General features: G+C 64.0%; 14 protein-coding genes. 11 read left to right on the top strand and 3 right to left on the bottom strand.

The window, feature by feature from the left end; all coding sequences use genetic code 11:
* Positions 1-9 precede the first annotated feature (9 nt).
* Positions 10-570 carry a TlpA disulfide reductase family protein gene (locus FIU86_RS01355; protein WP_152473439.1) on the top strand — a complete coding sequence of 187 codons (561 nt, stop codon included), beginning with the start codon at positions 10-12 and terminating at the stop codon, positions 568-570.
* Here the strand turns inward: FIU86_RS01355 and FIU86_RS01350 are convergent.
* Positions 567-788 (bottom strand): hypothetical protein, encoded by a 222-nt coding sequence (locus FIU86_RS01350; protein WP_152473438.1) that lies wholly within the window; start codon positions 786-788, stop codon positions 567-569. The genes FIU86_RS01355 and FIU86_RS01350 overlap by 4 nt on opposite strands.
* Positions 789-891: 103 nt before the next feature.
* Positions 892-1,926, bottom strand: coding sequence for an AraC family transcriptional regulator (locus FIU86_RS01345; RefSeq protein WP_152473437.1), 1,035 nt, complete (start codon positions 1,924-1,926; stop codon positions 892-894).
* A 153-nt stretch (positions 1,927-2,079) separates the two neighbouring features.
* On the opposite strand from FIU86_RS01345, the gene ttcA reads away from it, so the two are divergent.
* The 10 genes from ttcA (at position 2,080) to FIU86_RS01295 (ending at position 12,113) form a co-directional block, all read left to right on the top strand.
* Positions 2,080-2,949, top strand: a complete 870-nt coding sequence (gene ttcA, locus FIU86_RS01340) for a tRNA 2-thiocytidine(32) synthetase TtcA (RefSeq protein ID WP_152473436.1) — start codon at positions 2,080-2,082, stop codon at positions 2,947-2,949.
* Positions 2,950-3,004: 55 nt separating this feature from the next.
* Positions 3,005-4,516 (top strand): bifunctional diguanylate cyclase/phosphodiesterase, encoded by a 1,512-nt coding sequence (locus FIU86_RS01335; RefSeq protein WP_152473435.1) that lies wholly within the window; start codon positions 3,005-3,007, stop codon positions 4,514-4,516.
* A 201-nt stretch (positions 4,517-4,717) separates the two neighbouring features.
* Positions 4,718-6,550: a membrane protein insertase YidC gene (yidC, locus tag FIU86_RS01330; protein WP_152473434.1), complete on the top strand. Its 1,833-nt coding sequence runs from the start codon at positions 4,718-4,720 to the stop codon at positions 6,548-6,550.
* On the top strand, positions 6,550-7,293 hold the full coding sequence (locus FIU86_RS01325) for an MOSC domain-containing protein (protein ID WP_152473433.1): 744 nt from the start codon (positions 6,550-6,552) through the stop codon (positions 7,291-7,293). The genes yidC and FIU86_RS01325 overlap by 1 nt, the downstream gene beginning before the upstream one ends.
* A complete protein-coding gene (yihA, locus tag FIU86_RS01320) occupies positions 7,293-7,943 on the top strand; it encodes a ribosome biogenesis GTP-binding protein YihA/YsxC (protein WP_152473432.1) in 651 nt (216 codons plus the stop codon). Before FIU86_RS01325 ends, yihA begins: the two co-directional genes overlap by 1 nt.
* A gap of 197 nt (positions 7,944-8,140) precedes the next feature.
* Positions 8,141-9,004 (top strand): acetylglutamate kinase, encoded by an 864-nt coding sequence (gene argB, locus FIU86_RS01315; protein ID WP_152473431.1) that lies wholly within the window; start codon positions 8,141-8,143, stop codon positions 9,002-9,004.
* Positions 9,005-9,071: 67 nt separating this feature from the next.
* Positions 9,072-9,866 (top strand): sterol desaturase family protein, encoded by a 795-nt coding sequence (locus FIU86_RS01310; RefSeq protein WP_152473430.1) that lies wholly within the window; start codon positions 9,072-9,074, stop codon positions 9,864-9,866.
* A complete protein-coding gene (locus tag FIU86_RS01305) occupies positions 9,863-10,501 on the top strand; it encodes a ferredoxin (RefSeq protein ID WP_254703912.1) in 639 nt (212 codons plus the stop codon). The genes FIU86_RS01310 and FIU86_RS01305 overlap by 4 nt, the downstream gene beginning before the upstream one ends.
* Positions 10,498-10,989, top strand: coding sequence for a histidine phosphatase family protein (locus tag FIU86_RS01300; RefSeq protein ID WP_152473429.1), 492 nt, complete (start codon positions 10,498-10,500; stop codon positions 10,987-10,989). The genes FIU86_RS01305 and FIU86_RS01300 overlap by 4 nt, the downstream gene beginning before the upstream one ends.
* Positions 10,986-12,113, top strand: coding sequence for an acetoin utilization protein AcuC (locus FIU86_RS01295; RefSeq protein WP_254703911.1), 1,128 nt, complete (start codon positions 10,986-10,988; stop codon positions 12,111-12,113). The genes FIU86_RS01300 and FIU86_RS01295 overlap by 4 nt, the downstream gene beginning before the upstream one ends.
* 18 nt (positions 12,114-12,131) lie before the next feature.
* Here FIU86_RS01295 and FIU86_RS01290 read toward each other — a convergent pair whose 3' ends face one another.
* Positions 12,132-12,899, bottom strand: coding sequence for an amino acid ABC transporter ATP-binding protein (locus FIU86_RS01290; protein ID WP_103763501.1), 768 nt, complete (start codon positions 12,897-12,899; stop codon positions 12,132-12,134).
* Position 12,900 lies beyond the last annotated feature (1 nt).

Below are 12,900 nucleotides of genomic sequence, written 5' to 3'. Positions count from 1 at the left end.
GGAGGCGCTATGAATTCGCTGAAGTCCATCGTCCTTTATATGGCCCTCGCAGTCGGTGCAAACGGCGCAGCAGCCCAGCCCGCGGATATTGCCGACCTGCGCGACGGTGACATGAAAAAGCTGGTGGTGCATTCCGAGGCCAAGGCGGTGCCTGCCGAGGCCTTCAAATCCGAGGATGGCGGCGACATGACCCTGTCGGACTACGAGGGCAAGATCACCTTGGTCAATTTCTGGGCCACATGGTGCGCGCCTTGCCGCCACGAGATGCCGATGCTGTCGGACCTGCAAGACCAGCTTGGAGGCGACGATTTCGAGGTCGTCACCATCGCCTCAGGCCGCAACGCGCCCGCGGCGATGAAAAAGTTCTTTGACGAGATCGGTGTCGACAACCTGCCGCTTCACGCCGACCCCAAAATGGGCCTGTCGCGCCAGATGGGCGTGCTCGGCCTGCCCGTCACCGTCATCCTTGACCGCGAGGGCCGCGAGATCGCCCGCCTTCAGGGCGATGCCGACTGGAGCTCGGACAGCGCCAAGACCATTCTGCAAGCCCTGATCGACGCGGGCGCCTAGCGCCCGCGCACGCCGTCATCGACCACGGTCGGCACTTCCAAGTTCTGCGCATCGCGAGTCGCGGTGATTGCTTTCGTGTCGCGCGCTAAACATGTGAACGCGCCTTTCTCTGGCCATTGGCTCGGCACGTTGGCGGGATTGCCGAACCCGGTCGCATGAACGGGGTCGCAGGCCAGCCCGGCCAGAATAGCCAAGGCAGTCAGGGTCGTTTTGAACATCACGTGTCTCCTTGCTGGTGTGACTGCCCGCAAGGTGCGCCCAAAGCCGGCGGCGCTCTTCCTCGTTTCGAAATCGCGATGGATTTTCCGGAATCGATACGTCTTACGCGGAAATCGAGGCGTAATCCTTCAGGCAGGTCCGCCGGTAATCGGTGGGCGTCTGCCCCGTCACCATCCGAAAGGCCTTATTGAAAGGCGCAAGCGAAGCAAACCCGCAGTCATAGGCGATTTCCAAAACCGTCTGACCCGATCGTTCCGGCGCGGCCAGCGCCGCCTTCGCGGCATCTATGCGGTAGCCATTCACAAAGCTGGCGAAATTGCGAAACCCCAGGTCCCGGTTGATCGCCTTGCGCAGCCGGTGCTCCGGCAGGCCCACCGCCTCGGCCATGGCCCCGATGGTCAGCCCCTCACGCCGCCAGATCTCGTTGCGCATCGCGGTCTCGATCCTGTCCAGCGCAGGCTTGTCCACCAGCCGTAGGTCTCCCGTCTGCGGCTTCGGGCGCGGCTTCTCCTCGGTCCATATGTCACTGCCCGGCCGCAACGCCCAATGCGCAAACACAATCGCGAACGCCAACAATGCAACCGCATGCGCCGTGCCATACCACGCTGGCCGCATCGCGTCGGGCAAGGAGACATCCAGCAGCGTTTTCGACACACCGAACACCACGATGGCACTCACGAAAACGACGCGGAAAGACCTGCGGTGCTCCACAAGGTCGCCCTTCGCCGTGGTGACCACCACCCACAACAGTCCGGCATAGAGCAGCAGGTTCAGCGCCACCTGCACACTGCCCAGCTGCGACGGCGCAAAACAGAGCCCGGTCACGATCGCCGCAAGGCATAAAAGCGGAACACCCGAGCGCTTACGCTCCGCATCCTCCATGAAAACGTCCAGCACGAACCACGTCAGCGCCAACGGCATGAAATGCCCCAGCACAAAGGCTACGGCCCTGGCGTCTGCGGACCACACCGTGCCCATGCCCTGTTCGACCGCCATGCTGGCGGTCAGGCACAGGGCAATGGCGCCGAGGGAATAGGATTTCGACCGTGTCCTGCCGCTCGACCACAGCAAGATGAAGCACAAAAAGCAGACGCCGATCAGGGCGCCGCGTATCATCAGGTCGGTCTCCGCCAGCATATGCCACCTCCATGATCTGTGCGCAGTCTACACCATCTGCCGCGTAACCGGCTGCTCGATTCCGAAAAATCGCCCGTTTTTGCAGGAATCGACCAGCTTCCAATCGCGCAACTCCGCTTGCCGCTGCGGACTGTTCCGGGTACATCCCCGCCCATGCTCGATGATGCCGACGATATCCATCCGCTCTTTGCCGGCGCTCCGAAGACCACGGAGTTTCGCAAGCTGCGCAAACGTGTCGTTCGCCAGGCCCGTGAGGCGATTGAGCAATATGGCATGATTGAGAAAAATGCTCGCTGGCTGGTCTGCCTTTCGGGCGGCAAGGACAGCTACACGCTTCTGGCCGTTTTGCACGAGCTGAAATGGCGCGGCCTTCTGCCCGTCGACATCCTCGCCTGCAACCTCGACCAGGGCCAACCCGGCTTCCCGGCGACGGTCCTGCCAAAGTTTCTCGAAGACATGGGCGTGCTCCACCGGATCGAGTACCAAGACACCTATTCCGTCGTCGTCGACAAGGTGCCACAAGGCCGAACCTATTGCGCGCTCTGTTCGCGGCTGCGCCGCGGCCACCTTTACCGCATCGCCCGCGAGGAAGGCTGTTCCGCCGTGGTGCTGGGCCATCATCGCGACGACATTTTAGAGACGTTTTTCATGAACCTCTTTCACGGCGGGCGGCTGGCCACCATGCCGCCCAAGCTGGTGAATGAGGAAGGCGACCTTTTCGTCTACCGCCCGCTGGCCCATGTGGCCGAGGCCGATTGCGAGCGGTTCGCCTGCGCGATGAATTACCCCATCATTCCCTGCGATCTCTGCGGCTCCCAGGACGGGCTGCAACGCCAGCAGGTCAAGCAAATCCTCGACGGCTGGGAAGCCAACAGCCCGGGCCGCCGTCAGGTCATGTTCCGCGCCCTGATGAACGCCCGCCCCTCGCACCTGCTCGATCCTAAACTCTTCGATTTCGAGGGGTTGAGCCGGGACTCTCTAAAATTCGAAGGAAATGACGACGCGCTGCCGAAGTTGCGTTAAGGGGCTATTGAACAACTCGGGATAGCGTGACCAAGACCGCTTCGGATCCCGGACCATGCTCTTGCGCCACTACTTGTCTTCCTTCCGTTTCGCCCTCGCGACCGTGCTGACGGGCCCGCAGGCGCTGGCATTCCTTCCTGCGCTGGTGCTGGGCGGCTTCTGGCTCGGCGGCGAGCCAACCTTGCTAGCGATTGCCTTGGCCGTGCCGCTCGGGCTTGCATGGGTGCGCCATTCCGCGCCGCCGCCCATCCGCCGGGAGCGCGAGGATGACTTCGAACGACAGTTGCAGGAAACGCTTGATCTTGCCCGCAATTGCCTGCGCCGCACGGGCTGTGCCATCGTCGAGATCGACGATTACGACACCCTGCTCGACCGGCATGGGACCGCCGCGGCGGAACGGGTCAGCATCTGCGTGACCGACCGGCTCAAGACCGTATTGCGCGAACGTGACGTCCTGCTTCCGCTTACTAATGGGCAGTTCGGCATCATTTTTGCCCCCGTTCGCCGGCTCGATTCCGAAGCAGGGCTCAAGCTAGCCACCCGCCTGCAAGCCGCTGTAGAGGAGCCGATTTCACTTGATGCCGCCACGATCTACGTCTCCGCCTCGGTGGGCTTCTGCCTTGACAGCTTCATTCGCGGCGCCACCGGGCGCGACCTGTCCGATGCTGCCGGTATCGCGCTGGTCGAGGCCCGCCGTCACGGCCCGTCGGCCATTCGCGCCTACAGCCCCGAGTTGCGCCGGGTCTCGCCCCTACCCGAGGGCACCGCGACAGAGGTTTTGACCGCACTGACAGATGGGCAGATACAGGCTTGGTTCCAACCGCAGATTTCTACCGATACCGGCGGTATCTCCGGGTTCGAGGCGCTGGCGCGGTGGGAACATCCGGTGCGCGGCCTGATCCCGCCCGCAGAGTTTCTTCCACTGCTGCAAAATCTTGGCAAGACAGACATTCTTGGGATGAAGATCCTGCGGGACGCGCTTTCCACACTCAAATCCTGGGACGCGGCGGGGTTCGATATACCTCAGGTCGGTGTGAATTTCTCTGCCGACGAACTGCGCGACCCAAAGCTGGTCGACCGCCTCACGTGGGAGCTTGACCGCTACGATATCACGCCGACGCGACTGACGGTCGAGATTCTCGAAACCGTTGTCGCCTATTCCCCCGAGGATACGATCGTGCGCAATATCAGGCGCTTGGCCGAGATGGGCTGTCAGATTGACCTGGACGATTTCGGCACCGGGCACGCCTCGATCTCGTCGATCCGTCGGTTCGCCGTGCATCGGTTGAAAATCGACCGCTCATTCGTCAAGAAACTCGACCGCGACATAGAACAGCAGCGCATGGTCAACGCAATCCAGCTCATGGCCGAACAGCTCGACCTCGATACCATTGCTGAAGGCGTGGAAACCGCAGGCGAACACGCGATGCTCGCCCAGCTTGGGGTCGGCCACGTTCAGGGTTTCGGCATCGCCCGCCCGATGCCAGCGTCCAGAACGATCCAGTGGATCAGCGATCACATTGCCAGGGTTCAGACGCCGCCACGCATCGGCAATAGCGCCGGCTAGGTCACCCTGCGGTAGCAATCGCACTTCCGGGGCGCAATTGCACCGCCACGCCCAGGTTCGCTGCGTACCTGTCGATCGCTTCGCCGCAAGCTGCGACACAGTTTTCACATCGCCACGAATCTGCTCTGACCCCTTGACCTTTGCTGCTGCACTCTGTTGAACGCCCCAAGCGATTGAAACTTGCACGGGTGGCCATCCAAGATGGACGAACAGAACCGCAATCTCCTGCTGGCAACGGGCCTCAGCCTGTTGGTGATCCTTATCTGGTTCCTGCTTTTCCCGCCGCCCGAGCCGGAAGAGACGCCGGAGACGACCGCCACCAGCACGTCCACGACGGAAACCGACACCACCCCGTCCGAGCCTGCGGGCGACACGGCCATTGTGCCAAGTACGGCCGACGACACCGCCACGACACCCGAGGCGCAACAGGCCGAAGCCGAGGCCGACGACACGCCGCGCATCGAGATCGACACGCCCACCCTGCAAGGCACTATCTCGCTGCGCGGGGGGCGGATCGACGATCTGCAGCTCAAGAACTACCGCGAAACGCTCGAACCGGACGCACCGATCGTCACGCTCCTGTCGCCCGTCGGCACCGACCGCGCCTATTATGCGCTCTTCGGCTGGGCACCGGGCAGCGGTCTGACGCCCGACCAGGTTCCCGGCGCGAACACCGTCTGGGACGTCGAATCCGATGGTCCGCTGACCCCCGAAAACCCGCTGGTCCTGACCTGGGACAACGGCGCCGGCCTGACCTTCCGCCGGGAAATGTCTGTCGATGACCGCTCGATGTTCAACGTCACCCAGTCGGTGCAGAATACCGGCGACAACGCCGCCTCCGTCGCGCCTTACGGCATCCTCGCCCGCCACGGTCTGCCGCCGGACCTCAAGAACTTCTTCATCCTGCACGAAGGCGGCATCAGCCTGACCGACGGCGAGCTGCGTGAGATCGACTATGACGATTTCGAACCCGCCGGCGCGCATGAGAATATCGCGCTGCAAGAGGCCGGCTGGTCCGGCTTCACCGATCACTACTGGATGACCGCGCTGATCCCCGGCCAGGCCGAAGGTTCGACTTTCTCGACCTTCCAGGATACCAACCGCAACATCTTCCAGACCAACATCAAGCAGCGCACTGAAACCGTCGCGCCCGGGCAGGAAGTGACCATCCAGACCCGCCTCTTCGCCGGCGCCAAGGAATGGGAGACCATCCGGCATTACCAGAACGACGAAGGCGTGACCAAGTTCATCGACTCGATCGACTGGGGCTGGTTCTTCTTCCTGACCAAGCCGATCTTCTGGCTGCTGCACAACCTCAACGAACTCATCGGCAACATGGGCTGGGCGATCATCGCGCTGACCCTCATCATCAAGGCGGTCCTGCTGCCTCTGGCCTACAAGTCCTACGTCTCCATGGCCAAGATGAAGGAACTTCAGCCGCAGATGGAGAAGATCAAGGAAAACGCAGGCGACGACCGCCAGAAGCTCCAGAAAGAGATGATGGAGCTCTACAAGAAGGAAAAGGTCAACCCGGCCTCGGGCTGCCTGCCCATCCTGATGCAGATTCCGATCTTCTTCTCGCTCTACAAGGTGATCTTCGTCACGCTGGAGTTGCGCCATGCCCCCTGGATCGGCTGGATCGACGACCTCTCGGCACCCGACCCGTCGTCGCTCTATAACCTCTACGGCCTGCTGCCCTGGGCCGCGCCCGAACCCGGCTCGATCCTGGCGCTGATCTTCATCGGCATCCTCCCTCTCTGCCTTGGCGTATCCATGTGGCTGCAACAGAAACTGAACCCGGCGCCCACCGACCCCACGCAGCAGATGATCTTCGCGTGGATGCCCTGGGTCTTCATGTTCATGCTGGGCAGCTTCGCGTCGGGCCTCGTGGTCTACTGGATCGCCAACAACGTGATCACCTTCAGCCAGCAATACCTGATCATGCGCAGCCAGGGCTACAAGCCGGACGTGTTCGGCAACATCAAGTCCAGCTTCAAGAAGAAGGCCAAGACCCCGCCGCCGGAGGACAAGTGATGGCAACCGTGGCCGCGCTCTGGCGTCACCCGATCAAGGGGCACGGCCGCGAAGCGCTGGACACGGTCACCCTGACCGAGGGCCAGACCATTCCGTGGGATCGCCGTTGGGCCGTCGCGCACGAGATGTCCAAGGCCGACGGGACCGAGTGGGTGCCCTGCGCCAATTTCTCGCGCGGGGCAAAGACCGGCACGCTCATGGCCATCTCGGCCAAGGTAGACGAGGCTGATGGCAGCGTCACGCTCTCCCATCCCGGCCGGCCTGATCTGACATTCGATCCCGAGCGGGAGCAGGACACTTTCCTCGACTGGGTTCGCCCGCTCATGCCCGCCGACCGCGCGCAATCGGCCCGGCTCGTACATGTGCCCGGGCGCGGCATGACCGACACCGATTATGCGTCGATCAGCCTGATCAACCTTGCCTCCAACGATGCCATGACCGACGCGATGAGCCAAGACATCTCGCCCCTGCGTTGGCGCGGCAACATTCACCTTACAGGCCTCGAGCCATGGGCCGAGTTCGACTGGGTCGGCCACACCCTGCGCATAGGCGAGGCTGAACTGAGCGTGCAGGAACCGATCCAGCGCTGCTTGGCTACCACCGCAAATCCGCGGACCGGCGAGCGCGACGCCGACACGCTCGGCACGCTGAACACCCGCTTCGGCCATCAGGATTTCGGCATCTACGCCACTGTCACACGCTCAGGCACGATCCGCGTCGGCGACACCGTGGAACCGATCTGATGGCGCTCCCCTTCCCCCTGGCTGAGGCGCCCAGCGCGGCCGCTACGGAATCCGGCCGAAAGCTCTTCGCCGGCGAGGTCACCTTCGTCAAGGGCGTGGTCGCCATGTCCGGCCTGCCCGACGCCGACCGTCCCGAGGTCTGCTTCGCCGGGCGCTCCAATGTCGGAAAATCAAGCCTTATCAATGCGCTGACGGGCCGCAAGGCGCTGGCCCGCGCCTCCAACACCCCGGGCCGCACGCAGGAAATCAACTATTTCGACCTCGGCGGCCGGACTTTCCTCGTGGATCTGCCCGGCTACGGCTACGCCAACGCACCTCTCCCGAAGGTCGAGAAATGGCAGGCCCTGCTGAAACAGTACCTCTCGGGTCGCGTCACCTTGCGCCGCGCCTTCGTGCTGATCGACGCCCGCCACGGCATCAAACCCGTGGACGAAGAGATCATGGCCCTGCTCGACAGCTCCGCCGTGACCTTCCAATGCGTGCTGACCAAGGCCGACAAGGTCAAGGTCGCCGAGCGCGACAAGATGCTGGCGCAGGTCCGCACCCGCCTTGCGACCCATGCCGCCGCCTTCCCCGAGATCGTCCTGACCTCTTCGGAAAAGGGCGACGGCATCGCCACCCTGCGCGCCATCATCGCCACGCTGGAATAACCAAAGATCGGCCCCGGCTTTTTCTTGCCGGAAATACTCACGGCACAACCGGCCCAACAGGTGACACCCCTCCATAAACGCGCTCGGCCCGCAATCCCGCTTCCCTCCCCCGAGGGGAGGGTCAGGGTGGGGGTCACCTAAAGTCTTGCGCGCCAGCGCCCGTCCGGTGATAACGCCTCGGAACAAGGATCACGCCCATGAAGACCCGAGACATGACCCGCGACAACCTCACCACCGCCCGCACCCTCAGCGAGGCCCTGCCCTATCTTCAGCGCTACGACGACGCCGTCGTGGTGATCAAGCTCGGCGGCCATGCCATGGGCAGCAACGAGGCGATGGCAACCTTTGCCCGCGACGTGGTGCTGATGCGGCAGGTCGGCGTGAACCCGGTGATCGTCCATGGCGGCGGGCCGATGATCAACCAGATGCTGGAAAAGCTGAACATCAAGTCCGATTTCGTGAACGGCAAGCGCGTCACCGACGAGGCCACGATGGAAGTGGTCGAGATGGTGCTCTCGGGCCGGGTGAATAAGCGGATCGTGCAAGCAATCAACGCCCAAGGCGGCAAGGCCGTGGGCCTGTCGGGCAAGGATGCGGGCCTAATCACCTGCGTGCCCACCGACCCCAAGCTCGGTTTCGTCGGCACCCCCGACAAGGTCGATCCCTCGATCCTGCACACGCTCTTTCAGGATGACGCCATCCCGGTCATCGCCCCCTTGGGCGCAGGCCGCCAGGGCGAGACCTTCAACATCAACGGCGACACCGCCGCCGGCGCCATTGCGGCGGCGCTTCAGGCCGACCGCCTGCTACTGCTGACAGATGTGGACGGCGTGCGCGACGGCGAAGGCAACATCCTGACCGAACTCACCGCGTCGCAGATCAAGTCTCTGACCGATCAAGGCGTCATCTCGGGCGGCATGATCCCCAAGACGGAAACCGCACTCGATGCGCTCTCCTACGGGGTGCGCGGCGTGGTCATCCTGGATGGGCGGCTGGACAACGCCGTGCTGCTGGAGCTTTACACCGAACACGGCTCCGGCTCCCTGATCCGGGCAGGATGAACGGCGCACACCACGTTGTGACCCTTCGTCTCTTTGCCGACACATGCGGATGCAATAAATATAACTCATGGAAAACGAGTTACTCATCCGCCTGTCCGTCTTCATCGGGCTGTTCGCGGTCCTGGCCCTGATCGAGGCCAAGGCCCCGCGCCGGGTGCGCACGCAACCCCGCAACACGCGCTGGATCACCAACTGGGCCATCGTCATCCTCGACACGCTGACCCTGCGCGCCCTTGCGCTCGCCCTGCCTCTGCTGGCCGTCGGCGCCGCCGTGGATGCCGAAGCCAATGGCTGGGGTCTGATGAACGCCATCGACATCCCCGGCTGGATCGCCGTGGTGCTAACCGTGCTGATCTTCGACCTTGCCATCTGGGTGCAGCACCTTGTCACGCACAAGATCCCGCTCCTGTGGCGCATCCACCGGGTCCATCACGCCGACCGTGATATCGACGTGACCACCGCGATCCGGTTCCACCCGGTGGAAATCGCGCTGTCGATGCTGCTCAAGATCGGGCTTGTCTACCTGCTCGGCCCGCCCGCTCTCGGCATCATCCTGTTCGAGATCATCCTAAACGGCACCGCCATGTTCAACCACGCCAACATCAAGCTGCCTCTGGGGCTGGATGCGGCCCTGCGCAAGGTTCTGGTGACGCCGGACATGCACCGCGTGCACCATTCCAACCAGCGCAGCGAACACGACAGCAACTACGGTTTCGCCCTGTCGATCTGGGACCGCATGTTCGGCACCTACATCGCCCAGCCCGCAAAGGGCCATGACGACATGACCATCGGGCTGGAGTGGCAGGACGACCGCCCGTCGCGCCTCGGATGGTCCCTTGGCCTGCCTTTCTTTCGCAAATGACGACTCTCGACGACATCGCACAGGCCGCAGCGCCGCACCATCTGGCCACGTTCGGCATGGTGACCGGGGCGGAGACGCCCGAGGGCATGAGCAGCCTCGTTCTGCTCGGCCCGAAGGAGCCCGGCTTCTGGCCTGCCTTCACCGCGTCGCCGGAATATGCCGACACTGCGCCCGACGCGATGGACCGCTGGTCGTCGCGCGTGATCGGCGGCCTCGCCCGGGATCTGGACGGCACCGCCTTCTTCCCCTTCGGAGGCCCGCCCTTCCAGCCGTTCGTGACCTGGGCCAGGGCCAGCGGTCGGGCGCATCAATCGCCGGTCGGCCTGCTGGTGCACGACACGGCCGGCCTGATGATCTCGTATCGCGGCGCGCTTGGGTTCGGTCACATCATCGACGCACCGGCGCCGCCGCCCAATCCCTGCGACAGCTGCGCCACCCGGCCCTGCCTCACCGCCTGCCCCGTCGACGCCTTCGCCACCGGCACCTATGACATCGCCACCTGCAAGGCAGACTTGGACAGGCCGGAAAATGATTGTATGTCAAAAGGATGCGCTGTGCGCCGGGCCTGCCCGGTCAGCCAGTCCTACGGGCGGCTGGACAACCAGTCTGCCTTTCACATGAGGGCCTTCAAATGAGACGTCTCGTCCTGATGCGTCACGCCAAATCCAGCTGGGGCGATCCCACGCTCGACGACCACGATCGCCCGCTCAACAAGCGCGGCAAACAATCGGCCAAGGCCCTGGGGGATTGGCTGCGATCGCAGACCATCGTCGTGGATGAGGCGTTGGTGTCGTCGTCCGTCCGCACGGTCGAGACGATGCAACGGCTCAAGGTCGATTGCGACCGGCAGGTGACCGACCAGCTCTACCACGCCGGTCCAACCCAGATGCTGAAGGTCCTGAAGCGTGCCACGGGACAGACCGTCCTGATGCTGGCGCACAACCCCGGCATCGCCTCTTTCGCGCACCAGATGATGGCCGAACATCCCGACCATCCGCGCTTCGAAGACTATCCCACCGGGGCCACGCTGGTCGCGCGGTTCGACATCGACGACTGGGGCGCTCTCACACCCGGCACCGGACGGCTCGAAGCCTTCGTGATCCCGCGCGAACTGACCGAGTGACAGGCGCGGGACCGCATCCCCTTTTCATCGGGTCCGAGATCTATCACGGCTCCAGTTACGGCGCGCGCCACCCGCTGAGCATCCCGCGCGTGCCCACGGTGATGGACCTGTGCCGCGCGATGGGCTGGCTGCCGCGCGACCAATTCCGCGTCAGCCCGCGCGCCAAGCCCGCCGCGCTGACGCGCTTTCACACGCCCGCCTACATCACCGCCCTGCAACAGGCCGAGGCAGCCCGAAGGGTGGACGAGCCGACCCGTCAGCGCCACCAGATCGGCACACTGTCGAACCCAATCTTCCCCGAAATCTACCGCCGACCGGCCACCGCCGCAGGTGGCTCGCTTCTGGCGGCAGACCTGCTGGCGCAGGGCGGGATCGTCTACAACCCGGGCGGCGGCACGCATCACGGCATGGCCGACCATGCGGCAGGCTTCTGCTATCTCAACGACCCGGTGCTGGCCATCAAGGCATTCCTCGCGCAGGGCCTCACGCGCATCGCCTACGTCGATATCGACGCGCATCACTGCGACGGCGTCGCCGACGCCTTTCATGGCGATCCGCGCGTGCTGATGATCTCGACCCACGAGGAGGCCCGCTGGCCCTTCACCGGCGCGCTCGACGACCGGGCCGGCAGCCATGCGATCAACCTGCCCCTGCCGCGCGGCACTCATGACGACGACTTCGCGCTGCTGCGCGACGAAGTCCTCCTGCCCGCCGTGCAGGGCTGGCGCGCGGAGGTCATCGTTCTGCAATGCGGGGCTGACGCTGTACTGGAAGACCCGCTTGCCCGTCTGGCCCTGTCCAACAACGCGCACTGGCAGGTGGTCACGGCCCTGAAACAGATGGCCCCGCGCCTGCTGGTCCTTGGCGGTGGCGGATACAACCCGTGGACCGTGGGTCGGCTCTGGTCCGGCGTCTGGGCCACGCTCAACGGCTTCGAGATTCCCGACCGCCTGCCGGAACGGGCGCGGTCGGTCCTCGCCGCCCTCAGCTGGACCCGCCAGCGCGGCGACCGGCCCGATCACCTTGTCGAAACGCTCCGCGACACGCCCCGCCATGGCCCCGTGCAAAACGAAATACGCCGCCGGGTGCAGGTCTTGCAGACCCGGCGGCGCGTTTGGGTGTAAGGCCCCGAAGGCCCCCGATCAGTGCCCGAGGATCTGGCTGAGGAACAGCTTGGTCCGGTCGCTTTTCGGGTTGTTGAAGAACTCTTCGGGTTCGTTCTGCTCCACGATCTGGCCCTGATCCATGAAGATCACTCGGTTCGCCACCTGCCGGGCAAAGCCCATCTCGTGCGTCACGCACAGCATCGTCATGCCTTCCTCGGCAAGGCTGACCATCGTGTCGAGCACTTCTTTGATCATCTCGGGATCGAGCGCCGACGTGGGCTCGTCGAACAGCATGATCCGCGGCTTCATGCAGAGCGACCGCGCGATGGCGACCCGCTGCTGCTGACCGCCCGACAGCTGGCCGGGATACTTGTCGGCCTGTTCGGGGATCTTCACCTTTTCAAGGAAATGCATCGCCGTTTCCTCGGCCTGCCGCTTGGGGATCTTGCGCACCCAGATCGGCGCCAGCGTGCAGTTCTCGAGGATCGTCAGGTGCGGGAACAGGTTGAAGTGCTGGAACACCATCCCGACCTCGGACCGGATCTTGTCGATGTTCTTGATGTCCGAGGACAGCACCGTCCCGTCCACCTCGATCCGGCCCTTCTGGTGCTCCTCCAGCGCGTTGATGCACCGGATCAGCGTCGACTTGCCCGACCCGGACGGTCCCGCGATGACGATGCGCTCGCCCCGGTGGACCGACAGGTCGATGTCACGCAGCACGTGGAACGTGCCGTACCACTTGTTCATGTTCTCGATCCGGATCGCGATTTCGTCCGAGACCTGCATTTGAGCGGTTTCCGCCATG

The organism is Roseovarius sp. THAF9 (assembly GCF_009363715.1).
Lineage (GTDB): Bacteria > Pseudomonadota > Alphaproteobacteria > Rhodobacterales > Rhodobacteraceae > Roseovarius.
This window is presented reverse-complemented; position numbering and strand designations above follow the sequence as displayed.